This is a genomic window from Paradevosia shaoguanensis (genome assembly GCF_016801025.1).
Taxonomy (GTDB): Bacteria; Pseudomonadota; Alphaproteobacteria; order Rhizobiales; family Devosiaceae; genus Paradevosia; species Paradevosia shaoguanensis.
The window spans coordinates 1,549,534-1,574,200 of record NZ_CP068983.1; the positions used below are offsets into that span (position 1 = coordinate 1,549,534).

Genomic DNA, 24,667 nt, shown 5'->3' on the forward strand with positions numbered 1-24,667 from the left:
CAATCCAATTGAAAGGGCCGGTGGCGACACCGGCCTTTTTTCATGCCCAAGCGGGCCGTAAACTCGCTGTCATGATTCGTGGCTCTGCGCTTCCCGCTTTCGGCCTTCTGGCCCTGCTCCTGGCAGGTTGCTCCTCGCTTGTTCCCGAGACGCAGAAAAAGCTCGAAGCGGTCGATCCCGTGCGCCAGGACATTTCCGACCTGGTGCTGACCCTCGACCTGCCCGCGGGCGTGCAGCCGGTTCCCGAAACCACGCAGCTGAGCGTCAACTTCACCGTGGTCGGCCAGCCGGCGCGGCAGGTGGATGCCAAGCTCGTGCTGGCCGATCCGGGCGATCTCGCCGAAACCCTGCGGCCGCCCGCCACGGGACGGACCTATTACTTCATGGCCTTCTCGCCTGCCGACCAGAAGAAGCTGCGCGATACGCAAGCCTGGGCCCGCTCGGCCGGCAATGCTTCTGCGGCCGGCGGTCTTTCGATGGCGCCCCGCTTCTGCGGCACGGCGCCGGTCGACGCCGGCAAGGCGCGCTTCTCGGTCAACGTGACGCTGCCCGGCACCGCCCAGGCCTCGCCGCTCATTCGCGACGAAATCCTGGCCAATGCGCTCGCGCTCTCGGGCGAAACGGCCCTGCAGCCCTGCGCGTAACAAGCCCGTAGCGCGGGACGGACAACCTCCCTATTCTGCCGCCATGCCTTCAGCCGTCGAGATCATGGCCGAGCTGGCCGCCCTGGAAGAGCCGAAGCTGCGCGCCGCCAATGCGGAGCGCGGTGACGATCATGGCGTCAACCTTTCGGCCCTACGCGCCATCGCCAAGCGCCTCAAGACGCAGCACGAGCTTGCCCTCGAACTCTGGGCCAGCGGCGATACTGCCGCCCGCCTCCTCGCCACGCTCATCGCCAGGCCCAAGACCTTCTCCGCCGACGAACTCGACGCCATGATCCGGGACATCCGCGCACCAAAACTGCTCGACTGGTTCGTGACCAACCTCGTCAAGCCGGGCAAGCATGTGGAAGACCTTCGCCTGCGCTGGAAGGACAAGCCGGACCTCGTCGGCCGCGCCGGCTGGAGCCTCACCACCGATCGCGTCGTCAAGACCGCGCAAGGCCTCGACCTCGCCACGCTGCTCGACGAGATCGAAGCGGAGATGAAGGACGCGCCCGAGCCCAAGCAATGGGCGATGAACCATTGCCTCGCCGAAATCGGAATTCATCACCCCGAATATCGCGCCCGCGCCATCCGCATCGGCGAAAAGCTCAAGGTGCTCATCGACTACCCCGCCTCTCCCGGCTGTACCCCGCCCTATGCCCCCATCTGGATCACCGAGATGGTCCGGCGACAGGACGTCGGCTAGCCGATCTCCGACCAGGCCAGCGACAGGCCTCGCCCCGTGATTGAGCCGCCGATACCCACGGTCGGCTCGAGCTCGATGGCCAGGGCGTCGTTCTCGACCTGGCGCAGTCTCAGGCTCCAAAGAATGTTTCGTTTGTGGAAGCCTTCAAGCCTGAGGTCGAGCACGCTGTCGATGGTGAGGACAACGCGGATGGCGGGTATGGCGAGGAGCACAGTAATGCGACTAGGACCGTCCATCTCCAGGTCGAGGTGCTCGATCTCGCCATCGTGGAAGCTGGGAACATGGCCGCAACGAGCAATCAACGCGTCGGCACCGGGCAGCGAGACGAGAATCGCTTCGTGCTCAATCCAGGCCCGCTCCAATTGCTCCTCGTCCACGCTCATCCGCCCTCCTTGCAACCTCGGCCATATCCGTCCCCGCAACCGCCGCCTTCGTCAAGGCGCGTCTTGCGAAGCGGCGGGCGCCGATGACGCAGCCGATGACGCCTACGGTCACCAGCAGCATGACGGGCGTCACCGTTTCGTGCAGCAGGGTGGCGGCCAGCGCCAGGCCGAAGAAGGGCTGGAGCAGCTGCAGCTGACCGACCGAAGCGATGCCGCCCTGTGCCAGGCCCCGATACCAGAAGATGAAGCCGACCAGCATGCTGAACACCGATACGTAGCCGAGCCCGATCCAGGCCGGCAGCGTGACGTCGGCAAAAGTGGCGGGCCAATAGACCAGCGCCAGCACCGCCATGACCGGCAGCGACAGCACCAGCGCCCAGGAGATCACCTGCCAGCCGCCAAGGCGCCGCGACAGCCGCGCGCCTTCGGCATAGCCGAGCCCGCAGACGATGATCGCGCCGAGCATCAGCCCGTCGCCCATGGGCGAAGCGGAAAGGCCCTGCAAAAGGGCGAAGCCGATGACCAGGGCACTGCCGAGTATGGAAAAAGCCCAGAAGGCCGGGCTGGGTCGTTCGCCGCCTCGAATGACGCCGAAAATGGCGGTCGACAGGGGCAATAGCCCGACAAAGACGATCGAATGCGCCGATGTCACCTGCTGGAGGGCAAGTGCGGTCAGCAGCGGAAAGCCCACCACCACGCCGAGCGCGACGATGGCCAGCGGCACGAGATCCTGCCGCGCCGGCCGCCGCTCCCTGAAAGCGAGCAGCAACGCGAGCCCCAGAATGCCGGCAATGGTCGCCCGCGCCCCGGTAAGGAACAACGGATCGAATGCCTCCACCGCCACGCGCGTTGCGGGCAGCGACCCGCTGAAGATCACCACCCCGATCAGCCCGCTGATCCACCCGTCCGTCGACCTGTCCATGACATGCTCCTTTGGCGGGTGCTTATGAGTTGTCGCGTCCGGGATCGCCAGCTACAGTCCGGTACAGATGGAGCGAACTGTTATGGTCGATGAAGCAGTACGGATGGAAGCAACGAGCCGTATAGGCCTCGTGATGGCCACCATCCGCCAGCGCATTGCCGGGCGCAGCCTCGTGCCCGGCTCCAGGCTGCCCTCGGTGCGCTCGCTGGCCGGATCGCTGCAGGTTTCCGTCTCGACCGTTGTGGAAGCCTATAGTCGGCTCGCCGCGGAAGGCGCCATCGTTTCGCGTCCCGGCTCGGGCTTTTACGTCGCCACCCAGGTGGCGCCGATGACGCTGGCCGCAATCGGGCCGGACCTCGACCGCGCCATCGATCCACTCTGGATTTCGCGCCAGTCGCTCGAAGCGGACGACGCCATTCCCAAGCCCGGTTGCGGCTGGCTGCCGGCGACGTGGCTACCCGAGCAGAGCCTGCGAAAAGGCCTGCGCACGCTTTCGCGCGCCGGCGTCGACGCGCTTTCCAACTATGGCTCGCCGCTCGGTCTCACACCCCTTCGCCGCCTTATCGGACGCCGTCTGGGCGAACGCGGCGTCGAAGCTTCGCCCGACCAGATCCTCCTCACCGAAAGCGGCACGCAGGCCATCGACCTCCTCTGCCGCTTCCTGCTGGAGCCGGGCGATACGGTGGTGGTCGATGACCCCTGCTATTTCAATTTCCAGGCGCTGCTGCGCGCCCATCGCATTCGCGTGGCGGGTGTGCCCTATACGCCCAACGGTCCCGATATCGAGGCCTTTGCCACGATCCTCGTCGAACGGCGCCCACGGCTCTACATCACCAATTCGGCCGTCCACAATCCGACGGGGGCGACCCTCTCGCCGGCCATTGCCCATCGCGTGCTCAAGCTTGCCGACCAGCACGGCCTCGTCGTCATCGAGGACGATATCTTCGCCGATTTCGAGCACACGCCCGCCCCGCGCCTTGCCGGGTTCGACGGGCTTGAGCGCGTCATCCAGATCGGCAGCTTTTCCAAGACGCTTTCCGCCGCCGTACGCTGCGGCTTCATTGCCGCCCGGCAGGAATGGATCGAGGGGCTTATCGACCTCAAGATCGCCACGGCCTTCGGCGGCGGCCGGCTCAGCGAGGAACTGATCCACGCAATCCTCGCCGATAGCAGCTTCCGCAAGCATAACGAGGCCCTGCGCACGCGCCTCGAACGGGCTCGCCGCGATGTCGGCGCCCGCCTGCGCGATCTCGGCATCGTGCCCTGGACGGAGCCGCGTGCCGGCATGTTCCTCTGGTGCAGATTGCCCGAAGGCCGGGATTCCGCCGATCTCGCCCGCGCCGCGCTGGCGCACAACCTTGTCCTGGCGCCAGGCAACGCCTTCAGCGCCACGCAGGCGGCCGCCGGCTATATGCGCTTCAACGTCGCCCAGATGCAGGACGAGCGGACTTTCGAGATCTTGCGCTCAATCCTCTGAAACCCGCGGCGGTCAGAAACCGCCGCCGGTCTTGAACCCGCCGGTCTTGCGGGTGCCGGCCGAGCCGGTGCGGGGGCGCGAGAAACCGCCACCGCCGCTGGAGCCACCACCGCCCCAGCCGCCACCGAAACCACCGCCGCCCGAAGAGCCGCGGGAATTGCCGCCCCCAAAGCTGTTGTCGGGCCAGTTGAAGCCGCCGCCATTGTCCGGCCAGGGGTTGCGTCCATTGCGCGGCAGGCCATAGCCGCCGCCCCAGTCGGACGTGCCCGAGCTCCAGTTCTGGCTGCGGCGCCAGAGGTCCCAATAGGTTGCCGCGGCAATGCCGCCGCGCAGGAAATCGTTGAGGAGGTCGCCGACGAGCTTGTCCTCGCGGAAGGTCGAGCGCGGGTCGTCGTAGCGGGCCTTCTTGAACTCGTAGCTGATATCCTCGAGCTCGCGCCGCCGTGCGGCCAGGGTCTTGAGCCGGTCTTTCTGGTCGACCGTCTCGGCGTCCTCTTCGCGCACGCGCATGCGCAGATCGTCGATCTGGGCAATGAGGGCATCGTCCTGGGCGGCCGCGGTGCGGCGCGCTTCGGCCAGCAGCGACTTGATGTCCTCGCGCCCGAGGCTTTCGGCGAAGGCCGAGATGGCCTGCTCGAAGGCAGGGTCGCCGCCCTGGGCCAACTGGCGCATGGCCTTGGCGCGCTCGTCGCGGTCGTCCTCGGTGGCGACGATCTTGCCGTCGATTTCGGCAATATTCGCCTGGGCGGTTTCGATCGCCTGCCGGACCGGCTGGCCGCCGGCGGCGTCGATGGCCTTGTTCTCGAGGTCGTCGATGGCCTTTTCGGCATTGGCGGCGTTGGCCGCCTGCCGGTCGGCATGTTCGCGCAGGCGCAGCGGCAATTCGTTGAGCATGGCGAAGTTGGGCCGGGCGCCGTTATAGCCGATGAGCATGGCCACCTTGCCGTCGAGCCAGCGGAAGAGATTGTTCGACTGGTAGTTGCGAGTGCCGTAGCCACGGTTCCACAGATACATGAACAGCGGATCGTCGCGGTAAGGACGTCCCTTCTGCTCGCGGTCGGCTTCCGATTGCTGCGTCTTGCGCAGGGCTTCGGCAGCGACGGCCTGGAGGTCGTCGGCGGCCTTGCGCTTGGCGGCGTAGTCGGGGTCCTTGGCGATGGCGGCCGCAATGCGGGCGGAGAGCGCCTTGAGCTCGGCCTGGCGCTTGTCGACTTCGGCCAGCGCCTGGGCGCGTTGCTGGGTCAGGGCGGCGATGCCGGCATCGAGTTCCTTGAGCGCATCCTCGGTCGAGGAGAGCTCGCCCGCATGCTTCCTGACCATTTCGCGGGCGCGGGCCTCGGCTTGCGAGATGGTCTGGGCGAGCTGGGCCTGCGCGGCGGGATCGAGCCGCACCATGGCGAGCTGGCGCAGGAGGTCCGCCTCGTTCTCGCGGAACTTGGTGATGCGCTCGCTGGCCCGCGCCAGGCGCTTGGAGATCTCGTCTTCCTCGCGCCGGATGTCGCGGAGCGCCTCTTCGAGCGAGTTGAGGGCTTCCGGTCCGCTAATGGTCATGAATTACCACCGGGTCACCGCCCCGCCGAGCACGGGGATCACATAGTCCACGTCCAAAAATCCGTATTGCTTGATGCCCACCACGTTGCGCTCGATGATGCCGTCATCCTGCTTGTCGGCTGCCACCGCGTTATAGACCGATTCCGGCACGCGCACGCCCCAGATGTCGACCGTTTCGGTCTGGCCGTTCTCCTCGTTGAGGATGGGCAGGCTGAGCGCCTTGCCGTCCGGATCGAGCGCCTCGACCACCACGTAGTAATTGGTGGCCTCGGTATTGATCTCGGGGAAGGTCCAGAAGCCGGACTGCACGCCCTGCCGGTTGACGATCTTGAGCGTATATTCCTGGCGCAGCGTGTCGCGCAGCTTGGTGAGGTTGTCGATGGCCGACTGGGCGCCGGTGCGGTTGCCTTCGGCGGCGGCGGCCTTGCCGCGATTGCGGAATTCCTCGGCCTCGTTGACTGCCTGCTGCACCTTGGTTTCGTCGAAAATGGTCTGGTAGAGGGCGTCCATCTGCCGGGGCATGCCCTCGGCCAGTTCGAGCCGGGCCTGTTCGGCCTGCGAAGCCTGAAAGGGCTTGTAGCCCAGGTAATAGCCGCCCAGCCCGATAACGAGCGCGAGCAGCACCGAGAAGACCCAGCGCCCCCAGCGGTCGCGCGTCACATAGAGGCGCGCGAGCGTGGTGCCGAAGCCGGGCTTGGGCGGGGTGTAGACGAAGCGGCTCTCCTTGAGCGCCTCCACACCTTCCTTGAGCACGGAATCGGGCACCTCGATGCCCTGCTGGTGATAGATGTCGCGCAACTTGGCGATGAGCTGCTTTTCGCGCGCGTCCTCGTCCAGTTCGCGATCGACCAGATCCTGACGATGGCGCAGCGTATCCACCACGTCCATCGCCAGCATGACTTCGTCGAGAGGGGCAGCCGGGGTGGCTGTCGTGTCACTCATGTCTTCGTTTCGGTCCCAGGTGCAAACCCAGACAGTCAGCTCGTCTTGGTTTCGAGCAGCAGCGCATTGCCTTCAGTGGCGAGCTGGGCGAGCCGGCGCTTGCCGTCCTCGACCGCATCGCGGATCTCGGCCGAGTTCTTGGTCGAGGCCGCCCGCATCTCGGTAATGATCGACTGCGACTTTTCCTGGAAGTTGACGACGCTGTCGACGAGCTTCTTGACGGCATCGGCGCGGATGGTCGGGCCGTAGCCGGCGCGCACCGCTTCTTCCTGAACCTTGTCACCCACCTCGGAGAGCGTTTCGAGGCTCTTGGAGACGCCTTCCTTCATCGCATCGAGCGTGGCGGTGGCCTCGTGGAGGCCGAACATGCCGGTAAAGGAGGCCGAAAGCGCGGTGAGCACGGTCTCGTTGGTCGAGAAGAACGAGATGGCCTGCTGGTAGACGCGCTCCTTGGCATTGGTCGTCTGCATCAGACGCGCCATCACCACTTCGGAGGTGTTGTAGGAGATCGTGAGGTTGTCCGAGAGGTCCTTGACGATCTGGTAGCGGCGCTCCTCGTTCTGCATGTCGCGCAGCTTCTCGTCGCGGTCCAGTTCGAGGCGCGCGCGGTCGGCCGGAGTGCCGTCGGTAAAGGCGGCGAGGGTATCGGCGGCCTTCTGGAGGATGTCCTTCTTCTCGGAAAGCTTCTTTTCGGCGATGCCGAGGAGCTCGAGCGCCATGACTTCGGACTGCTTCAAGGCACCACGGAAATCGCGATAGGCCTCGAGAATCGTGTGCTCGCGGTCGACCTGGTCCTTGGTGTCCTTGGAGACGGCGAGGTAGGTGTCGCGGATCTTGTTGAAGCGGCTGGCGATATCGCCGCGCGAGACCTTCATCCAGACATTGGAGATGCGCTCGCGCAGGTCGATCTTGTTGTCTTCGAGCTGGTCGACGAGATTCTTGGCGTCGTCGCGGATCGAATCGAAGCCCTTGGTGATATCCTCGTAGCGCTCGCCGATATTCATGGCGGCGACCTGTTCGCGCACCACTTCATTGAAGGCCGAGGCCTGGCTCAGCGTGCGGCCGATGAGGATGACCCGCGTCTCGTCGAGTTCGGTGATTTCCTTGAGCAGCGCCGTGATCGGCTGTTCCTGCTGCTGTTCGGGCCAAAGGCCGAGGTTGCGGATGGCCCCGACGGCCTTGTCCAGATACTGCAGGGGCTTTTCGGCAACGGGGCTGACGGCGGTCGCCTGGGCTGCGGTCGTCGTTTCATTGGCCATGGGTTGCACTCCTTGATGACGCTGGGTGGGCGGTAATGCTGACGCCTTCCGGTCATAGATTCCCGCTCGCTTGTCCCGTGACAATTGCAACCGGCCGGCAGGCTTCTTATTTTGCCCATATTGGTGCGAAAAAGCACCACGTAAAGGGGCGTGAACATTGGATTTTGGCGGAAGATACCTGCTGGCGGCGCCGCGCCAGGACGTTTGGGCGGCGCTCAACGACACGGCAGTGCTCAAGGCCACCATTCCGGGCTGCCAACGTATTGACTGGACTTCGGAAAATACGCTCGAGCTGCAGATCAAGGTCAGCCTGGGCGTGGTGCATCCCGTCTTTACCGGTGACCTGACGCTTTCCAACGTACTGCCCGCCAGGAGCTATACGCTTTCGGGCAAGGGCCGCGGGGGTATCCTGGGACTGGCGGAAGGGGCTGCCGACATCACGCTCGCCGATGCCGGGGAAGGGTGCGAACTGGCCTTCCAGGCGCGCGGCGGCGCCTCTGGACAGATCATGCGCCTGGGCAAGACGCTCATCGGCAACTCGGCCCAGAAAGTCATCGACGGCTTTTTCGAACGCTTCGCCGAAGCGATGGGGACGACGATCGAGGTGGTTTGAGGGCTCGCTCCTCCCACTGCCCTCATCTCACCCGCCCTCACCCCACCCCTTACTTCCCCGGACTTGATCCGGGGCCTATTGCACCCCCTCCCCCCGAGTGGAGCGATCCGTTGGCCCCGGCTCTGCGGTCGGGGAAGTAGGGGGGTGTGGCACGAGCGACGGTCGGTACCCAACCCGCCCAAAACATCAGCAACTATGGGGAAAACCCCGCACTCCCGGCACGCCGGAAACCCCGAATTTACCTTCGCTTAACCCTGCCTTCACCTGCCGCAAAAGCATCACAATCTGACCGCCGGTTTTGGGTTACCTGCTCCTCAACAGGAAAGGTAAAATTGTAATGAGCGCCCAGAACCGCGACACCATCATTCTCTTCCTAGCCGGGATCGTCGCCGCCTATCTCGTCCTTACGGCGGGCAACGGGCTGGGTGAGGTCTTCGGCCATATCGCGGCGCATGGAGGGGTACGATGAGCAGCCCCCATCATCTCTCACGGGCCGTCGCAGCGCGCAGCCTTTCGGGCAGCGACTTCTGGCATCCGAGCGCGGGCCAGCCGGCCCTCGCGGCCGGACGGAACGACGTCTTCAACCCGGCCTGCCGATGCCGCGCCTGCCGGGCCGGCGGACCCTGCCTCCAGGGCGGGTCTCGGGGCGGCCTGATTGGCCTCCGGAATTTTTGACCAACCGGGAAAATAAATCGCACTCCCCCTTGCGGGGAAAACATTTGCACGATTGTATCGCCCGTTAGCGCACTGGGATTGTCCTTCGGCCTCTGGCCGTCGCCCGGCGCACTACAGGGAGATTAACAATGACAGTGAAAACTCTCGCCATGAAGCTGGCCGGACGCGCAGGGGTGCTGGCTGGTGGCGTGGCGCTCAGCGCACTCCTCGCCGGTACGGCTCTGGCCGACCCCGCCATCATCTATGACCTTGGCGGCAAGTTCGACAAATCCTTCAACGAAGCCGGCTTCAACGGCGCGACCGAATGGGCCAAGGAAACCGGCGGCAAGTTCCAGGACCTGGAACTGCAGAACGACGCCCAGCGTGAGCAGGCCCTGCGTCGCTTCGCGTCCTCGGGCGCCAACCCGATCGTCATTCCGGGCTTCTCGTGGGGCGCCGCCCTCACCAAGGTCGCAGCCGAGTTCCCCGACACCAAGTTCGCCATCATCGACGCCGTCGTCGACGCTCCCAATGTGCGCTCGGTGGTGTTCGACGAACATACCGGTTCCTATCTCGTGGGCGCCCTGGCCGCGCTCAAGTCGCAGACCGGCACTGTCGGCTTCGTCGGCGGCATGGACATCCCGCTGATCCACAAGTTCTTCTGCGGCTACAAGCAGGGCGTGCTGGCGGTCAATCCGAAGGCCACCGTCATCGAAAACTACACCGGCACCACCCCGGCCGCCTGGAACGATCCGGTTGCGGCGGGCGAGCTCACCAAGGCCGACTTCGACCGCGGCGCGGACGTCGTCTATGCCGCCGCCGGCGGCTCGGGCCTGGGCGTGCTGCAGGCTGCGGCCGATGCCGGCAAGTTCTCGATCGGCGTCGACTCCAACCAGAACTACCTGCATCCGGGCTCGGTCCTGACCTCGATGGTCAAGCGCGTGGACAATGCGGTCAAGGCCGCGTTCATCGACGGCACCACCGGTACCTGGACCTCGGGCGTGCAGGTGATGGGCCTGGCCAATGACGGCGTGGCCTATGCCCTGGACGACAACAACAAGGCGCTGATCACCGACGACATGAAGGCCAAGGTCGAAGACCTCAAGGCCAAGATCATCTCGGGCGAGATCAAGGTTCACGACTACACTTCGGACAATACCTGCCCGTAAGCGAAGAGCCGATGGCAAACCTTGAAAACAACAGCGTGCAGCGGCCGGAGACGGCCGCTGCATCCCCATGGGCGATCGAGCTGGTCGGCATCAACAAGCGCTTCGGCGCGGTGCATGCCAACAAGGATATCGACCTCCAGATCAAGCGCGGCACGGTGCACGGCATCGTGGGGGAGAACGGCGCCGGCAAGTCGACGCTGATGTCCATCCTCTATGGCTTCTATACCGCCGACAGCGGCGAAATCCGCGTCAACGGCGTGCCCCATGCCATCAGCGACAGCCGCCATGCGCTGGCGCTCGGCATCGGCATGGTCCACCAGCACTTCATGCTGGTCGATAATTTCTCCATTCTCGAAAACGTGGTGCTCGGCGCCGAGGACTCTCCGCTCCTTGCCCCCACGCTTTCCAAGGCCCGGGCCGAGCTCAAGCGCCTGGCCAGCGAATACAGCCTCGAGGTCAATCCGGACGCGATCGTGGAAGACGTGTCGGTGGGCCTGCAGCAGCGCGTGGAAATCCTCAAGGCGCTCTATCGCGGCGCCGACGTCCTCATCCTCGACGAGCCGACCGGCGTTCTGACCCCGGCCGAGGCGGATCACCTCTTCCGCGTGCTCAGGACCCTGCGCGACCAGGGCAAGACCATCATCCTCATCACGCACAAGCTGCGCGAGATCATGGCCATCACCGATACCGTCTCGGTCATGCGCCAGGGCGAGATCGTCAAGACGCTCCCCACCAAGGAAACCAATCCCGAACAGCTCGCCGAGCTCATGGTCGGGCGCCGCGTGCTGTTGCGCGTCGAGAAGGGGCCGGCCAATCCGGGCAAGACCCTGCTCGAGGTCGACGACCTGGTGGTGGCCGACGATTTCAAGGTGCCGCGCGTCAAGAACATCTCGTTCAGCGTCCGGGCCGGCGAGATCGTGGGCATTGCGGGCGTGGCAGGCAACGGGCAGTCCGAACTGCTCGAAGCGGTAGCCGGCATGCGCGCCCCGCTCCTCGGCAATGTCACGGTCAACGGCAATGCCGTCTCCTTCCATGGCGATGACGGCGCGGCGCGGCTGCGCCGGGCCGGCCTGGCGCACGTGCCCGAGGACCGGCACCGCATGGGCCTCGTCACCGATTTCGAGGAATGGGAAAACAACATCCTGGGCTACCAGGACGAGCCGCAATACGGCAAGGGCGCGCTCCTCGACATCGGGGTGGCGCGCAGGGAAGCGGTCGAGCGCATCAAGAAGTTCGATATCCGCCCGGCCAATCCGCGGCTCAAGACCGCCAATTTCTCGGGCGGCAACCAGCAGAAAATCGTCTTGGCGCGCGAGATGGAGAACGATCCGGACGTGCTGGTCGTCGGCCAGCCGACGCGCGGCGTCGATATCGGCGCGATCGAGTTCATCCACAACCAGATCATCAAGATGCGCGATGCCGGCAAGGCGATCCTGCTCGTCTCGGTCGAACTCGACGAAATCCGCTCGCTCGCCGACCGGATTCTCGTGATGTTCGATGGCCATATCGTGGGCGAGGCCGATCCGGCGACCGCCACCGAAGGCGAACTGGGCCTGATGATGGCCGGTATCAGCAAGGAAAAAGAGGCTGCCCGATGAGCGCCCGTCGTCCGCTACCCAGATGGGCCGACGTGGCCCTGCTGCCCGCCCTCAACCTGCTCCTGGCCTTCATCATCTCGGGCATCGTGGTGCTGATCATCGGGCAAAACCCGATCGATGCGCTGCGCATCATGATCGGGGGCGCCTTCGGCTATGGCGAGGGCTTCGGCTATACGCTGCATTTCGCCACCAATTTCGTCTTTACCGGCCTCGCCGTCGCCATCGCGGCCCATGCCGGGCTCTTCAATATCGGTGCGGAAGGCCAGGCCTATGTGGCCGGGCTCGGGGCGATCCTCGCCGCGCTCCTCCTCGACCAGACCCATTGGCTGCTGGTGCTGCCGGCGGCAGTGATCTGCGCGGCGGCGTGCGGCGGGCTCTGGGCCTTCATTCCGGGTTATCTCCAGGCCAAGCGCGGCAGCCATGTCGTCATCACGACGATCATGTTCAACTTCATCGCCTCTGCGCTCATGGTCTATCTCCTCAACCGGGTGCTCAAGCCCGTGGGGCAGATGGAGCCGTCCTCCGCTTCCGTGGTCAATGCCGGCAAGATCCCGCAATTGCGCGAATTCCTGCCCTTCTTCGGCTATGCCCCGGTCAACGTCACCATCATCTTCGCCATCGCCGCGCTCATCGGCACCTATATCCTCATCTGGCACACCAAGCTCGGCTTCGCCATGCGTACGCTGGGCAAGAACCCGACCGCCTCGCGCTATGCGGGCATCTCCAATTCCAAGCTCATCATGATCACCATGACGATCTCGGGTGCGCTGGCGGGACTGGTGGCGGTCAACGAGGTGCTGGGCGTCCAGAACCGGCTCGTGCTCGATTTTCCCTCGGGCTATGGCTTTGTCGGCATCGCCGTGGCGCTGATGGGGCGCAACCACCCGATCGGCATCGCCCTGGCCGCCATGCTCTTCGGCGCGCTCTACCAGGGCGGGCTCGAGCTGCAATTCTACATGCCCGCCATTACCCGCGAGATGATCGTGGTCATCCAGGCCCTGGTGATCCTCTTCACCGGCGCCATGGAGGGACTGCTCAGGCCCGGCCTCGAGACGATCTTCATGATGCGCAGCCCCGAGGCCAAGGCCGAGGCGGTGGCGCGCGAAACCGCGACGTCGGACAGCTGAGGGAAGCGAAACCATGGATTTCGAACTCCTCATCTCGATGCTCGCCGCCACGCTGCGGCTGACGACCCCGCTGCTGCTGGCGTGTCTGGCCGGCCTCTATTCGGAGCGCTCGGGCATTTTCGACATCGGCCTCGAAGGCAAGATGCTGGCCGCCGCGTTCGGCGCCGCTTCGGTGGCTGCCCTCACCGCCAATATGTGGCTGGGCCTGCTGGCGGGCATCGCGGTCTCGATCGCCATGTCGATGATCCATGGCGCCGCCTCGATCACGCTCAAGGGCAACCAGATCATTTCGGGCGTCGCCATCAATTTCCTGGCGGCGGGCCTGACGACGCTGCTCGGCCTCACCTGGTTCCACCAGGGCGGCCGTACCCCGCCGCTCCCCGAGGGTGGTCGCTTCCTGCCGATCACGCTGCCCTTTGCCAGCGAGATTTCCGGCATTCCGGTCATCGGGCCGATCTATGCCGGCCTCATCTCGGGCCACAACATCCTCGTCTATGTCGCCTTCCTCGCCGTGCCGGTCACGGCCTGGGTGCTCTATCGCACCCGGTTCGGCCTGCGCCTGCGCGCGGTGGGCGAGAATCCCAAGGCGGTCGATACGGCCGGTATTTCGGTGACGCGGCTGCGCTACCAGGCGCTGCTCATCACCGGCGTGCTCTGCGGCCTTGCCGGCGCCTATTTCTCGATCGCCCAGGGCTCGGGCTTCGGCAACAACATGACCGCGGGCAAGGGCTATATCGCGCTGGCCGCGCTCATCTTCGCCAAGTGGCGGCCGCTGCAGGCGATGTTCGCGACGCTGCTGTTCGGCTTCCTCGACGCGCTCCAGATCCGGCTCCAGGGCTCGACCATTCCCGGCCTCGGCTGGGAAGTGCCGGTGCAGCTCATTCAGGCGCTGCCCTACATCCTCACCGTCGTGCTCCTGGCCGGGTTCATCGGCAAGGCCGTCGGCCCCAAGGCGGGCGGCGTGCCCTATACCAAGGAGCGCTAGCCCATGGCCGTGACCGATTCCGACCTCTTTGCCGCCGCCGAAGCCATCCGCACCAGGGCCTATGCACCCTATTCGAAATTCACGGTGGGCGCGGCGATCCTCGCGGACGACGGCAGGATCTATTCGGGCTGCAATATCGAGAACGCCGCCTATCCGCAGGGCAATTGCGCCGAGACCTCGGCCATTGCCGCCATGATCGCGGGCGGCGCGCGGCGCATCCGGCGCATCTATGTGACCGGCCCGGGCCGCGAGCCCGTGACGCCCTGCGGCGGCTGCCGCCAGCGCATCCGCGAATTCGCCGATCCCGATACCGTGGTCATCTCCCACGGCGTCGAGGGCGAGCCGCTTCACTCCACGCTGGCAGGCCTGCTGCCGCATTCGTTCGGCCCCGAATTTTTGGGCAAATGAAGCCGGTGTGGTATCGTCCAAGTGTTTTCCAAAGCGCCGCCTGAGACGGCGCGACAAGCCCGGGCGCGAACTGGCGCCCCCGGAGGCATCATGAACCTGAGAATCGTCGACCACCCCGCCAAAGAGGCCGCGGCGCACAAGCGCAATCCCGGCTTCCCGCTCGATCTGGACTGGGTCGAACGCATCCGCATGAACCGCTCGGCGCTCGAGCGGCGCGCGGCGACCATCGGCACGCGGCGCACGGTCAAGAAGGACTGGCAGGTGGCCTGGCTTCTCAAGGCCATCACCTTCATCGACCTGACGACGCTCAATTCCGACGACACGCCCGGGCGCGTGGAACGGCTCTGCGCCAAGGCGCGCCATCCGCTGCGCCAGGATATCGTGGATGGCCTGGGCGTGGGCGAGCTCGACATCCATCCGGGTGCCGTCTGCGTCTACCACACCTTCGTCAAGACCGCGGTCAAGGCGCTCGAAGGCACCAATATCCCGGTGGCCGCCGTCTCCACCGCCTTCCCGCACGGCCTCGCGCCCTTCGAGACCAAGGTCAAGGAGATCGAGGCGTCCGTGGCCGATGGCGCCAGGGAGATCGACATCGTCATCGAGCGCGGCATGGTGCTGCGCGGAGACTGGCAGGCCCTCTATGACGAGGTCCGCGCCTTCCGCAAGGCATGTGGGGACGCCCATATCAAGACCATCCTGGGCACGGGCGAACTGGCGACGCTGACCAATGTCGCCAAGGCCTCGCTCGTCTGCATGCTGGCCGGCGCCGATTTCATCAAGACCTCGACCGGCAAGGAAAAGGTCAATGCGAACCTGCCCACTTCGCTCGCCATGATCCGCATGATCCGCTGGTTCCACGAGGAGACCGGCATCGAGATCGGCTACAAGCCGGCCGGCGGCATTTCGACGGCCAAGGCGGCGCTCGACTACATGGCGCTGATGAAGGAAGAACTGGGCACCCATTGGCTGCAGCCGCACCTCTTCCGCTTCGGTGCCTCCTCGCTCCTGACCGATATCGAGCGCCAGCTCGAACACAATCTTACGGGCCATTACGCGGCGGATTACCGCCAGCCGATGGTCTGAGCTTTTTCTGAGGGACCCCGCCTCGAGTGCGGGACAGGAAGATGAACAAAATCGCGCAGATCTTTGAAACCCTCGAATACGGCCCGGCGCCTGAAAGCGCGCAGCCCGCGCTCGATTGGCTCAAGGCCCATGACGGCATATTCGGCCATTTCATCAATGGCGCCTGGACCAAGCCGGGCAAGACCTTCTCGTCGGACAACCCGGCCAATGGCCAGAGCCTGGCGCAGGTCAGCGAAGGCACCGCCGAGGACGTGGACAAGGCGGTCAAGGCCGCACGCGCCGCGTTCAAGTCGTGGTCGGCGCTTTCCGGCTACGAACGGGCAAAATATCTCTATGCCATAGCGCGGCTGGTGCAGAAGCATTCCCGGCTCTTCGCCGTGCTCGAATCCCTCGACAACGGCAAGCCGATCCGCGAGAGCCGCGATATCGACATTCCGCTCGTCGCCCGCCATTTCTACCACCATGCCGGCTGGGCGCAGCATCGCGACCGCGAATTCCCCGGCCAGGTGCCCTATGGCGTCTGCGGCCAGATCATCCCGTGGAACTTTCCGCTGCTGATGCTGGCCTGGAAGATCGCGCCGGCCCTCGCCGCGGGCAATACCGTGGTGCTCAAGCCCGCCGAATTCACCTCGCTCACCGCCCTCCTCTTCGCCGAGATCTGCGAGAAGGCCGGGCTGCCCAAGGGCGTGGTCAATATCGTCACCGGCTTCGGCGATACCGGGCAGGCCATCGTCGCCCATCCCGATATCGACAAGATCGCCTTTACCGGCTCGACCGAAGTGGGCAAGGCCATCCGCGCCGCCACGGCCGGCACCGGCAAGGGCCTCTCGCTCGAGCTGGGCGGCAAGAGCCCCTATATCGTCTTCGAGGATGCCGATATCGACAGCGCCATCGAGGGGCTGGTCGATGCCATCTGGTTCAACCAGGGCCAGGTCTGCTGCGCGGGTTCGCGCCTGCTCATCCAGGAATCGATCGAGGACCGCTTCATCGCCAAGCTCAAGAAGCGCATGGCGAGCCTGCGGGTCGGCGATCCGCTCGACAAGGCCATCGATATCGGCGCGCTGGTGGCGCCGGTGCAGGTCGAGCGCGTGCGCGATCTCGTCAAGAAAGGCGCCGCCGAAGGCGCCCAGGTCTACGAGCCCGATTTCGACATTCCCGGCGGCGGGTGCTTCCTCAAGCCGACGCTCATCACCAATGTCTCCCCGAGCCATACCGTGGTGACCGAGGAAATCTTCGGGCCCGTGCTGGTGGCCATGAGCTTCCGTACGCCCGAAGAGGCGGTGGCGCTGGCCAACAACACCCGCTACGGGCTCGCCGCCACGATCTGGAGCGAGAACATCAATCTCGCCCTCGATATCGCCCCCAAGATCAAGGCGGGCGTGGTCTGGATCAACGGCACCAACAATTTCGACGCGGCCGTCGGCTTCGGCGGCTACAAGGAATCCGGGTTCGGCCGCGAAGGCGGCAAGGAAGGCATGGGCGTATACATGAAGCCCGCCTGGGAAAAGGACCTGAAGCCGGTAGCGGCCGCCAAGGCCGTTCCGGCCAAGCCGGCCAACCCGCTCGATGGCGGCGACAGCATCGACCAGACCGCCAAGATGTATATCGGCGGCAAGCAGGCCCGCCCCGACAGCGGCTATTCGCGCCCGGTCCATGGCCCCGGCGGCAACCTCGTGGGCGAAGTCGGCGACGGCAACCGCAAGGACATCCGCAATGCCGTCGAGGCGGCACGGGCCGCGCTCGGCTGGGGCAATGCCTCGGCGCACAATCGCAGCCAGGTGCTCTATTTCCTCGCCGAGAACCTTCAGTATCGCCGCGCCGAATTCGCCGCCCGCATCAGGGAGCAGACGGGCGAAAAGGGCGAAGCCGAGGTCGATGCCGCGGTCGAGCGGCTCTTCGCCTTTGCCGGCTGGGCCGACAAGTATGACGGCGCCGTCCACAACCCGCCGCTGCGGGCCATCGCCGCCGCCATGGTCGAGCCGATCGGCGTCCTCGCCATCGTCGCTCCGCCCACGCGCCCGCTCCTCGGCTCGGTCGCCCTCCTCGCGCCGGCACTCGCCATGGGCAACCCGGTCGTCCTCGTCCCTTCGGACAAGGCACCGCTCTCGGTGACCGACCTCTACCAGGTCCTCGAAACCTCCGACGTGCCCTCGGGCGTGGTCAACATCGTCACCGGCGACAGCGCCGTGCTCGCCAGGACCCTCGCCGAACACGACGGCGTCGACGCCATGTGGTATTTCGGCGATGCCGCCGGCTCGACGATGGTCGAGAAGGCCTCCACCGGCAACCTCAAGCAAACCTGGACCAGCCGCGGCCTCAACTACGACCTCGCCGATACCGGCAGGTTCGAGGGCGACTATTTCCTGAGACGGGCAACGCAGGTGAAGAACGTCTGGGTGCCGTATGGGGCGTAAAAGCCTCTGATCAGCCGGCAGGTTTCCCTCCCCGCTGCGGGGAGGGGCAGGGGTGGGGTAGTCATGTCTATCGAGCGAGCCAAGTCTCTCCGATCACAATCCTCGCCGGCCGAACGCCGGATGTGGCGGATGCTCGAACCCTTCCGCACCGGCGGCTACCATTTCCGCAAGCAGGTGCCGATCGGCCCCTACTATGCCGACATGGCCTGTCATCACGCCCAGCTCGTGATCGAGGTCGATGGCGACACTCATTTTGACGATCGTGGCCTGCGCCACGACGCGGCGCGAGACGCGTTTCTGTCGCGTGAAGGCTACACGGTACTCCGCTTCACCAACCTCGAAGTCCTGCGCAATCCCGATGGCGTCTATGACGTCGTTTCGACCTATCTGGCGGGTCGACCCAAGAGTCCCAAATACCTGGCCACCCCCTCCCTGGCCCTCCCCACAAGGGGGAGGGTGGAGCGCGTTGCCGGCTCCACTCCAAACGCCGAATCCGGATCTCCTGCCGAACTCTCACAACCCGCACCCACCCTCCCCCGTGTGGGGAGGGCTAGGGAGGGGGAAAGCCTCAAGCTCAAACCATGACCCTCCTCCCCCAGGAATTCATCGCCCGCAAGCGCGATAACCTCCCCCTCGCCCAGGCCGATATCGCCCGTTTCATCTCCGGCCTTGTCGATGGCTCCGTCTCGCCCGCCCAGGCTGCCGCCTTCGCCATGGCGGTCTATTTCAACGACATGAGCCTCGATGAACGCGTGGCGCTGACCCTTGCCATGCGCGACAGCGGCACCGTGCTCGACTGGTCGGACCTCCCCGGCCCCGTAGCCGACAAGCATTCGACCGGCGGGGTGGGCGACAACGTTTCCCTCATGCTCGCCCCGATCCTTGCCGCCTGCGGCGTCTTCGTGCCGATGATCTCGGGGCGCGGGCTGGGGCATACCGGCGGCACGCTCGACAAGTTCGATTCCATTCCCGGCTACACCACCAACCCCGACAACACATTGTTCCGCAAGGCGGTCAGGGCCGCAGGCTGCGCCATTATCGGGCAGACGGACGACCTGGCTCCGGCCGACCGCACGCTTTATGCCATCCGCGACGTAACGGCGACGGTCGAGAACATCTCGCTCATCACCGCCTCGATCCTCTCCAAGAAACTGGCCGCCGGGCTCGGCGCGCTGGTGCTCGACGTCAAGACCGGCTCGGGCGCCTTCATGCCGACGCTCGAAAAATCGACGGCCCTCGCCGAAAGCCTCGTCTCGGTGGCGAACGGGGCCGGCCTCAAGACTGGGGCGCTCATCACCGACATGAACGAGCCGCTGGCTTCGGCTGCCGGCAATGCGCTCGAAATGCGCAATGCCGTCGAATTCCTCGACGGCACCCATCAGGACCCGCGCCTGCGCGAGGTCACACTGGCGCTCTGCGCCGCCGTGCTCGAAATCACCGGCATGGCCGGTGCCGATGCGGCGCGTGAGAAGGTCGAACGGGCGCTGGACAGCGGCGCGGCCGCCGAACGCTTCGGCATCATGGTGGCCGAACTGGGTGGGCCGGCCGATTTCGTCGAGAATTTCGCGAGCTATCTCACCCCCGCGCCACTCGTACGCGATATCCCCGCGCCCGCCGACGGCGTGGTGACCGCCATCGATACGCGTGGCGTCGGCATGGGCGTCGTCGCCCTTGGCGGGGGCCGCACGCGGCCGACCGATACGATCGATCACGCGGTGGGTTATGACCGTATCGTCGGGATCGGCGAAACGGTTTCGCGCGGGCAGCCGCTGGGGCGCGTCCATTGCCGGAGCGAGGCCGATTTCGCCGAGGCCGAACGGCGGTTCCTTGCCGCCTATTCGTTCGGCGAGGCGGCGCAGACCCATCCCCTGATTGCCGGACGGATCCTACCGGGAGGACATGCCTGATGCCGCGCGTGATACTTGCAGTGCTCGATTCCTTCGGCATCGGCGGCGCACCCGACGCCGAGGCCTATGGCGACGAGGGCGCCAATACGCTCGGCCATATCGCCGAGACGGCAGCCAAGGGCGGCGCGGATCGCGCGGGCCTGCGGCAGGGCCCGCTCATCCTCCCCAATCTCGATGCCCTCGGCCTGGGCGCCGCCGCGGCGCTCTCTGCGGGCAAGATCCCGCCCGGGCTCTCGGCCATCGCGGCCGGCGGCCGGTTCGGCGTCGGACGCGAGGTCTCGAAGGGCAAGGATACGCCCTCGGGCCATTGGGAGATCGCCGGCGTGCCGGTGCCTTTCGACTGGGGCTATTTCCCGCAGGAAGAGCCGACCTTTCCGCCCGAACTCATCGCCGAATTCGTCAAGCGGGCCGGGCTGCCGGGCATATTGGGCAACAAGCACGCCTCCGGCACGACAATCATCGCCGAGCTGGGTGAGGAGCATATCCGCACTGGCAAGCCCATCTGCTACACCTCGGTCGACAGCGTCTTCCAGATCGCGGCGCATGAAAGCCATTTCGGGCTCGACCGGCTCTACGACATCTGCAGGATCGCGTTCGAACTCACCGAGCCGCTGCGCATCGGGCGCGTCATCGCACGGCCCTTCATCGGGGAGAGCGCGGAAACCTTCAAGCGCACCGGCAACCGCCGCGACTTCGCGATCGCTCCGCCCGAGCCGACCCTGCTCGACCGCGCCGAAGAGGCCGGTCGGCAGGTCTTCGCCATCGGCAAGATTTCCGACATCTATGCCGGCCATGGCGTGACCCACAAGCTCAAGGCGACGGGCAACATGGCGCTCTTCGACCGCACGCTCGAAGCCATGGAAATGGCGGCGGACGGAGCGCTCATCTTCGTCAATTTCGTCGATTTCGACCAGGAATACGGCCATCGCCGCGACGTGGCCGGTTATGCCGGCGCGCTCGAGGCCTTCGATCACCGCATCCCCGAGATCATCGCCAAGATGCAGCCGCAGGATCTTCTCATCCTCACGGCCGACCACGGCAACGATCCGACCTGGAAAGGCTCGGACCATACGCGCGAGCAGGTGCCGATCATGGTCTTTTCCCCAAGCCTGTCGCGGGGCGAGATTGGCATTCGCAAAACCTTCGCCGATATTGGCGAGAGCGCGGCCCGCTGGCTGGGCTTGCCCCCAGGCCAACACGGCCGATCATTCCTTTGAAAGCGCACACCCGATGAGCAGCGTCACGGTAGTCGATCACCCCCTGATCCAGCACAAGTTGACGATCATGCGGGACAAGGAGACCTCAACCGCCGGCTTCCGGCGGCTGTTGCGCGAGATCGCGCACCTGCTCTGCTACGAGGTCACGCGCGACCTTGAGCTCGAGCTGAAGACGATCGAGACGCCGATCCAGGAAATGCAGGCGCCCACGCTCAAGGGCAAGAAGCTGGTCTTCGCCTCGATCCTGCGCGCGGGCAATGGCCTGCTCGAAGGCATGCTCGACCTCGTGCCGGCGGCGCGCGTCGCCCATATCGGCATCTACCGCGACCACGAAACCCTGCAGCCGGTGGAATATTACTTCAAGGCTCCGTCGAGCCTGGATGACCGGCTGATCATCGTCGTTGACCCGATGCTGGCGACCGCCAACTCGGCCATCGCCGCCGTCGATCGCCTCAAGCGCCGCGGCGCCAACAATTTGCGGTTCCTGTGCCTGCTGGCCGCGCCCGAGGGCGTCGAAAAGTTCACCAAGGCGCATCCGGACGTGCCGGTCTTCACCGCCGCGATCGACGATCACCTCAATGAAAAGGGCTATATCGTGCCCGGCCTGGGCGATGCGGGCGACCGCATGTACGGCACGAAATAGGGGCTAGGGTCCGTACTCAATAAGTCCCGGCGCCCCCAGAGCGCTTATCCCCCCATCCGACAGCTTCCAACGGAAGCGCTGTCCGTCTGCCGCGCCACACCCACTGAACTTCCCCGGCCGAAGAGCCGGGGCCCACGGATTCCTCCACTCGAGTGGGGGGCGGCAGTGGGCCCCGGATCAGGTCCGGGGAAGTCCGGTGGGTGGGGCGGCCATCGCAACCTCATCTGCCGGTGCAATTGCGTACGGACCCCAGGCCCCGGCCTCAGCCGGGGCTCGTCTTGCCGGTTACGCCTTGAGCGGGAAGCCGTAGCTGATGAGCTCGGCGCGCAGGGCTTCGGGCGAGGAGAAGTGGATCGCCTTCATGCCGAACTTGCGGGCGGAGACGACATTGACCTCGTTGTCGTCGATGAAGACGCAGCTTTCCGGGGCGAGGCCGTAGCGTTCGCAGAAGAGGCGATAGATGCGCGGATCGGGCTTGACCAGCCGCTCGAGCCCGGACACCACGACGCCATCGAACTTTTCGAGGAACGGCCATTCGCCCAGGCAACTCACCCACTTCTCCCAGGAGAAATTGGTGATGGCGAAGGTCGGGATCTCGGCTTCGATCAGCTCGTCATGGATGTCGATCGTGCCCTGGAAGAAGCCGTTGAAGGTTTCCTTCCAGCGCAGGTCATAAGCCTGGATTTCGCGCCAATAGCGCGGGAAGCGCGTGATGAGTCGCGCCACGCCTTCCGAATAGATGTCGCCGGCGTCGAATTCGAGATTCCAGTCGCTGGTGCAGATGTTCTCATGAAACCAGCGCGCCTCTTCCTCGGTGGGGAAGAGCTTGCGGAACAGATACATCGGGTTCCAGTCGACGAACACACCGCCAAGGTCGAAGACGGGGATCAGCGTATCATCTGTCATGGGAATTATCCGCAATGCGAGGAATGGTGCCCGGCTATGGCATGGGGGCAGGACCCATGCAAGCCGGTTAGCAGCAGCTGATGGTGCCCGGAAAGCGCGGCAGGTAGAAATTGGTGCGCGAGAGCGGAATGGCCGCGCTGAACACCAGGTTCACCATGGGATGATAGGTGTAGTAGGCCTCGGACACCACAATATCCCTGCCCTTGGCCAGATCGCGCATATGCGGGGAATTCGACATGTCGAATGCCGAGTCCTTTAACCGCGGCGTGGCCGTGGCCGGGTAGGCCTTGCTCCATTTGACCGTGGCATTGCCAGAGGCATCGACCCCGAGCAGGGAGACCACCTGGGTGAGCGGACCGGTCGCCGTCGGTCCCATGGTCGAGGAAGCGGCGCCGAAATAATTGTTGAGCGTCGCCGTCGAAATCGAATCCTTGCTGCGCGCAACGAGGTCGCCCAGCGTGCCGGCAACGGTGGTCACCCGCCGGTCGGTGATGATGAGCTGGCTGGCCTCGATCGAGCCGATATAGAGCAGCAGCAGGATAGGCAGGATGAGCGCGAATTCCACCGCCGCCGCGCCATCTCCGGAGCGGGCAAGACGCGCAACCATCCGGCGCAAGACGCGCATCATTGGAACGGCTCGTTCTTGAAGACGCGGATGGCGCTGAGCAGGCGCGTCCCGTCCGAATAATTGGCGAGGTTGAAGCCACCCAGATTCACGATGGTCGGCCATTTGTAATAGGCCTGAACGCGAACGATCTCGGACGCCTTGCCGGGATCGTAGGACTGGACGAGCTTCCACTCTTCAGGCTTGGCGGGATCGATTGGCGGCGTGATCGTAGCGGCGTTGAAGTCACTGATGACGTCGACCTTGATCTGCAGCTTCGAACAGTCGAACAGACCATAGAGGCCGTTGCAGATAAGACCGCGAAATCCGTCCGCCGACAGCTTGCTGGTTTGCGCCTCCCCGGTCAGGATCTTGCGCGTGCTGTCCTGCACGGCGCTGTCGAGCACCTCGCTGGCGAGAAACACGATGCCCGTTTCCAGGGTCGCCCCGATGAGCACGAAGAAGATCGGCGCAAGAATGCCGAATTCGACCAGCGTGGCGCCGCGTTGATCGCGCGCGAACGCCAGCGCCGGGCGCTTGCCCGCACCAAGGCTCTCTGTCGATCTGGCGACGTCTTTCCGCATGGCCCCCAGCCCAAGTACGCTGGCGGGACACTATCGTTTCGCCGTTTAATCGAAGGTTAGTGGAAACACGCAGATTGCCGCGTGCGCGCACACAGCCTTAACAGATGCCTAATTCTGCACGCCCTTCACAAGCCCGAGCGACTTGGTCTGCTCTTCGGTGAAGGTGGTGGAATCGCCCAGCATCACGGTCGGCGCGCACCTGCTCGGGCACGCATAGGTGAAGCGCGCGCCGGCGTTGAAGACCGTTACGAGGTTCGCCTGGTCCTGGACGACCTCGACCAGCGTATCGGCGATCGGGTTGCCGGTCGCATTGAGAACGATGAGGTTGGTCTGGCCGTAGGACTTGCCGGTGAGCACCAGCGTGAGCGGGTCCTGGATGGTCACGTCCGCCACCGCCGGATTGCCGACGATGACCGTCGAGGCCGGGGAATTGATGCGCAGGACGCGCGCCATGTTGACCTTGACGCTGATCGGCGCGGTGGCGGTATCGACCGCCGCAACCGGCAGCGAGCTGGCCAGGACGGCAACAAGGGCAAGGCTCAGGGTAATACGCGACATGGCCGAACTCGGCTCCCCAATTTTGCCCATAGTGTTACCGGGAATGGTGAATAATTGGCAAAGAGGCACCCAAGAAGGCCGCCGGACCGCGCGGCAAGTGACCGCGGCCGCCTAACCGCTATCATTAACGAATTCTTTTTCTGCGATGCAGAACAACATTGTGGAGCGAACAGTAAAATTGCATCGAATTCTTTTAGCGACCGTAAATCATCAAAGTAAGCCGCCGCAAAACCCGGCGTCCTGCCTCAGGACTTAACGCAATTTCAAGGAGTCCTGCCTAGCGTCAGGGGCGAGTTCGATGTGTGACGCGTCG

General features: G+C 65.1%; 24 protein-coding genes and 1 pseudogene. 16 read left to right on the plus strand and 9 right to left on the minus strand.

Translation table 11 applies throughout. The features are described 5' to 3' along the window. Nucleotides 1–71: 71 nt before the first annotated feature. Nucleotides 72–644 carry a hypothetical protein gene (locus JNE37_RS07270; RefSeq protein WP_203065800.1) on the plus strand — a complete coding sequence of 191 codons (573 nt, stop codon included), beginning with the start codon at nucleotides 72–74 and terminating at the stop codon, nucleotides 642–644. 43 nt (nucleotides 645–687) lie between these two features. Next, nucleotides 688–1,350 carry a DNA alkylation repair protein gene (locus JNE37_RS07275; RefSeq protein WP_203065801.1) on the plus strand — a complete coding sequence of 221 codons (663 nt, stop codon included), beginning with the start codon at nucleotides 688–690 and terminating at the stop codon, nucleotides 1,348–1,350. Here JNE37_RS07275 and JNE37_RS07280 read toward each other — a convergent pair. Continuing rightward, a complete protein-coding gene (locus JNE37_RS07280; RefSeq protein ID WP_203065802.1) occupies nucleotides 1,347–1,733 on the minus strand; it encodes a hypothetical protein in 387 nt (128 codons plus the stop codon). The two genes, JNE37_RS07275 and JNE37_RS07280, sit on opposite strands and share 4 nt — an antisense overlap. Before the next feature lie 61 nt (nucleotides 1,734–1,794). Beyond that, nucleotides 1,795–2,655 (minus strand): annotated as a pseudogene (locus tag JNE37_RS07285) (DMT family transporter); the annotation flags it as partial. Between the two features lie 82 nt (nucleotides 2,656–2,737). On the opposite strand from JNE37_RS07285, the gene JNE37_RS07290 reads away from it, so the two are divergent. Further along, nucleotides 2,738–4,132, plus strand: a complete 1,395-nt coding sequence (locus tag JNE37_RS07290; protein ID WP_203065804.1) for an aminotransferase-like domain-containing protein — start codon at nucleotides 2,738–2,740, stop codon at nucleotides 4,130–4,132. A 12-nt stretch (nucleotides 4,133–4,144) separates the two neighbouring features. On the opposite strand, the gene JNE37_RS07295 is transcribed toward JNE37_RS07290, so the two are convergent. The 3 genes from JNE37_RS07295 to JNE37_RS07305 are packed head-to-tail and all read right to left on the minus strand — an operon-like array spanning nucleotide 4,145 to nucleotide 7,884. After that, nucleotides 4,145–5,683, minus strand: coding sequence for a coiled-coil domain-containing protein (locus tag JNE37_RS07295; protein ID WP_203065805.1), 1,539 nt, complete (start codon nucleotides 5,681–5,683; stop codon nucleotides 4,145–4,147). A gap of 3 nt (nucleotides 5,684–5,686) precedes the next feature. Further along, entirely contained in the window at nucleotides 5,687–6,625 is a 939-nt protein-coding gene (locus JNE37_RS07300) for a DUF6384 family protein (protein WP_035029555.1), read from the minus strand. A 35-nt stretch (nucleotides 6,626–6,660) separates the two neighbouring features. Continuing rightward, nucleotides 6,661–7,884: a hypothetical protein gene (locus tag JNE37_RS07305; protein WP_052015007.1), complete on the minus strand. Its 1,224-nt coding sequence runs from the start codon at nucleotides 7,882–7,884 to the stop codon at nucleotides 6,661–6,663. A gap of 157 nt (nucleotides 7,885–8,041) precedes the next feature. On the opposite strand from JNE37_RS07305, the gene JNE37_RS07310 reads away from it, so the two are divergent. From JNE37_RS07310 to upp, 13 genes are all read left to right on the plus strand, one after another. Continuing rightward, a complete protein-coding gene (locus tag JNE37_RS07310) occupies nucleotides 8,042–8,497 on the plus strand; it encodes an SRPBCC family protein (RefSeq protein WP_035029559.1) in 456 nt (151 codons plus the stop codon). A gap of 337 nt (nucleotides 8,498–8,834) precedes the next feature. Next, on the plus strand, nucleotides 8,835–8,966 hold the full coding sequence (locus JNE37_RS22780) for a hypothetical protein (RefSeq protein ID WP_281394999.1): 132 nt from the start codon (nucleotides 8,835–8,837) through the stop codon (nucleotides 8,964–8,966). A 334-nt stretch (nucleotides 8,967–9,300) separates the two neighbouring features. Next, complete coding sequence (locus JNE37_RS07315; RefSeq protein WP_197030161.1) at nucleotides 9,301–10,320, plus strand: BMP family lipoprotein; 1,020 nt, start codon at nucleotides 9,301–9,303, stop codon at nucleotides 10,318–10,320. 11 nt (nucleotides 10,321–10,331) lie between these two features. Continuing rightward, the gene (locus JNE37_RS07320; protein ID WP_203065806.1) at nucleotides 10,332–11,918 is read left to right on the plus strand and encodes an ABC transporter ATP-binding protein; all 1,587 of its coding nucleotides are present in this window, start codon (nucleotides 10,332–10,334) and stop codon (nucleotides 11,916–11,918) included. Beyond that, entirely contained in the window at nucleotides 11,915–13,045 is a 1,131-nt protein-coding gene (locus JNE37_RS07325) for an ABC transporter permease (RefSeq protein ID WP_035092653.1), read from the plus strand. Before JNE37_RS07320 ends, JNE37_RS07325 begins: the two co-directional genes overlap by 4 nt. 13 nt (nucleotides 13,046–13,058) lie before the next feature. Then, complete coding sequence (locus tag JNE37_RS07330) at nucleotides 13,059–14,030, plus strand: ABC transporter permease (protein ID WP_035029565.1); 972 nt, start codon at nucleotides 13,059–13,061, stop codon at nucleotides 14,028–14,030. 3 nt (nucleotides 14,031–14,033) lie between these two features. Continuing rightward, nucleotides 14,034–14,438 (plus strand): cytidine deaminase, encoded by a 405-nt coding sequence (locus JNE37_RS07335; protein ID WP_035029568.1) that lies wholly within the window; start codon nucleotides 14,034–14,036, stop codon nucleotides 14,436–14,438. Between the two features lie 90 nt (nucleotides 14,439–14,528). After that, entirely contained in the window at nucleotides 14,529–15,521 is a 993-nt protein-coding gene (deoC, locus tag JNE37_RS07340; RefSeq protein WP_035029571.1) for a deoxyribose-phosphate aldolase, read from the plus strand. A 41-nt stretch (nucleotides 15,522–15,562) separates the two neighbouring features. Beyond that, entirely contained in the window at nucleotides 15,563–17,935 is a 2,373-nt protein-coding gene (locus JNE37_RS07345; protein WP_203065807.1) for an aldehyde dehydrogenase family protein, read from the plus strand. A 129-nt stretch (nucleotides 17,936–18,064) separates the two neighbouring features. Beyond that, complete coding sequence (locus JNE37_RS07350; protein ID WP_246513569.1) at nucleotides 18,065–18,520, plus strand: endonuclease domain-containing protein; 456 nt, start codon at nucleotides 18,065–18,067, stop codon at nucleotides 18,518–18,520. Further along, nucleotides 18,517–19,842: a thymidine phosphorylase gene (deoA, locus tag JNE37_RS07355; protein ID WP_203065809.1), complete on the plus strand. Its 1,326-nt coding sequence runs from the start codon at nucleotides 18,517–18,519 to the stop codon at nucleotides 19,840–19,842. Before JNE37_RS07350 ends, deoA begins: the two co-directional genes overlap by 4 nt. Then, the gene (locus tag JNE37_RS07360) at nucleotides 19,842–21,059 is read left to right on the plus strand and encodes a phosphopentomutase (protein ID WP_203065810.1); all 1,218 of its coding nucleotides are present in this window, start codon (nucleotides 19,842–19,844) and stop codon (nucleotides 21,057–21,059) included. Before deoA ends, JNE37_RS07360 begins: the two co-directional genes overlap by 1 nt. 13 nt (nucleotides 21,060–21,072) lie before the next feature. After that, nucleotides 21,073–21,702: a uracil phosphoribosyltransferase gene (upp, locus tag JNE37_RS07365; protein WP_035029582.1), complete on the plus strand. Its 630-nt coding sequence runs from the start codon at nucleotides 21,073–21,075 to the stop codon at nucleotides 21,700–21,702. Nucleotides 21,703–21,987: 285 nt separating this feature from the next. Here the strand turns inward: upp and JNE37_RS07370 are convergent, their stop codons facing one another. The 4 genes from JNE37_RS07370 to JNE37_RS07385 form a co-directional block, all read right to left on the minus strand. Then, the gene (locus JNE37_RS07370) at nucleotides 21,988–22,608 is read right to left on the minus strand and encodes an HAD family hydrolase (RefSeq protein ID WP_035029584.1); all 621 of its coding nucleotides are present in this window, start codon (nucleotides 22,606–22,608) and stop codon (nucleotides 21,988–21,990) included. 67 nt (nucleotides 22,609–22,675) lie between these two features. Then, the gene (locus tag JNE37_RS07375; protein WP_203065811.1) at nucleotides 22,676–23,236 is read right to left on the minus strand and encodes a TadE/TadG family type IV pilus assembly protein; all 561 of its coding nucleotides are present in this window, start codon (nucleotides 23,234–23,236) and stop codon (nucleotides 22,676–22,678) included. Beyond that, on the minus strand, nucleotides 23,233–23,796 hold the full coding sequence (locus JNE37_RS07380; protein ID WP_035029586.1) for a TadE/TadG family type IV pilus assembly protein: 564 nt from the start codon (nucleotides 23,794–23,796) through the stop codon (nucleotides 23,233–23,235). The genes JNE37_RS07375 and JNE37_RS07380 overlap by 4 nt, the downstream gene beginning before the upstream one ends. 108 nt (nucleotides 23,797–23,904) lie before the next feature. Then, a complete protein-coding gene (locus JNE37_RS07385) occupies nucleotides 23,905–24,354 on the minus strand; it encodes a pilus assembly protein N-terminal domain-containing protein (RefSeq protein WP_035029588.1) in 450 nt (149 codons plus the stop codon). Between the last annotated feature and the right edge of the window lie 313 nt (nucleotides 24,355–24,667).

Bases quoted from the DNA above. Each gene is read 5' to 3' on its own strand.
- JNE37_RS07330 (WP_035029565.1), top strand. From the start codon at position 13,059: ATGGATTTCGAACTCCTCATCTCGATGCTCGCCGCCACGCTGCGGCTG.
- JNE37_RS07350 (WP_246513569.1), top strand. From the start codon at position 18,065: ATGCTCGAACCCTTCCGCACCGGCGGCTACCATTTCCGCAAGCAGGTG.
- JNE37_RS07280 (WP_203065802.1), bottom strand. From the start codon at position 1,733: ATGAGCGTGGACGAGGAGCAATTGGAGCGGGCCTGGATTGAGCACGAA.
- JNE37_RS07275 (WP_203065801.1), top strand. From the start codon at position 688: ATGCCTTCAGCCGTCGAGATCATGGCCGAGCTGGCCGCCCTGGAAGAG.
- upp (WP_035029582.1), top strand. From the start codon at position 21,073: ATGAGCAGCGTCACGGTAGTCGATCACCCCCTGATCCAGCACAAGTTG.
- JNE37_RS07290 (WP_203065804.1), top strand. From the start codon at position 2,738: ATGGTCGATGAAGCAGTACGGATGGAAGCAACGAGCCGTATAGGCCTC.
- JNE37_RS07295 (WP_203065805.1), bottom strand. From the start codon at position 5,683: ATGACCATTAGCGGACCGGAAGCCCTCAACTCGCTCGAAGAGGCGCTC.
- JNE37_RS07385 (WP_035029588.1), bottom strand. From the start codon at position 24,354: ATGTCGCGTATTACCCTGAGCCTTGCCCTTGTTGCCGTCCTGGCCAGC.
- JNE37_RS07300 (WP_035029555.1), bottom strand. From the start codon at position 6,625: ATGAGTGACACGACAGCCACCCCGGCTGCCCCTCTCGACGAAGTCATG.
- JNE37_RS07345 (WP_203065807.1), top strand. From the start codon at position 15,563: ATGAACAAAATCGCGCAGATCTTTGAAACCCTCGAATACGGCCCGGCG.
- JNE37_RS07320 (WP_203065806.1), top strand. From the start codon at position 10,332: ATGGCAAACCTTGAAAACAACAGCGTGCAGCGGCCGGAGACGGCCGCT.
- JNE37_RS07375 (WP_203065811.1), bottom strand. From the start codon at position 23,236: ATGATGCGCGTCTTGCGCCGGATGGTTGCGCGTCTTGCCCGCTCCGGA.
- JNE37_RS07360 (WP_203065810.1), top strand. From the start codon at position 19,842: ATGCCGCGCGTGATACTTGCAGTGCTCGATTCCTTCGGCATCGGCGGC.
- JNE37_RS07335 (WP_035029568.1), top strand. From the start codon at position 14,034: ATGGCCGTGACCGATTCCGACCTCTTTGCCGCCGCCGAAGCCATCCGC.
- JNE37_RS07305 (WP_052015007.1), bottom strand. From the start codon at position 7,884: ATGGCCAATGAAACGACGACCGCAGCCCAGGCGACCGCCGTCAGCCCC.
- deoC (WP_035029571.1), top strand. From the start codon at position 14,529: ATGAACCTGAGAATCGTCGACCACCCCGCCAAAGAGGCCGCGGCGCAC.
- JNE37_RS07315 (WP_197030161.1), top strand. From the start codon at position 9,301: ATGACAGTGAAAACTCTCGCCATGAAGCTGGCCGGACGCGCAGGGGTG.
- JNE37_RS07380 (WP_035029586.1), bottom strand. From the start codon at position 23,796: ATGCGGAAAGACGTCGCCAGATCGACAGAGAGCCTTGGTGCGGGCAAG.
- JNE37_RS07325 (WP_035092653.1), top strand. From the start codon at position 11,915: ATGAGCGCCCGTCGTCCGCTACCCAGATGGGCCGACGTGGCCCTGCTG.
- deoA (WP_203065809.1), top strand. From the start codon at position 18,517: ATGACCCTCCTCCCCCAGGAATTCATCGCCCGCAAGCGCGATAACCTC.
- JNE37_RS07270 (WP_203065800.1), top strand. From the start codon at position 72: ATGATTCGTGGCTCTGCGCTTCCCGCTTTCGGCCTTCTGGCCCTGCTC.
- JNE37_RS07370 (WP_035029584.1), bottom strand. From the start codon at position 22,608: ATGACAGATGATACGCTGATCCCCGTCTTCGACCTTGGCGGTGTGTTC.
- JNE37_RS22780 (WP_281394999.1), top strand. From the start codon at position 8,835: ATGAGCGCCCAGAACCGCGACACCATCATTCTCTTCCTAGCCGGGATC.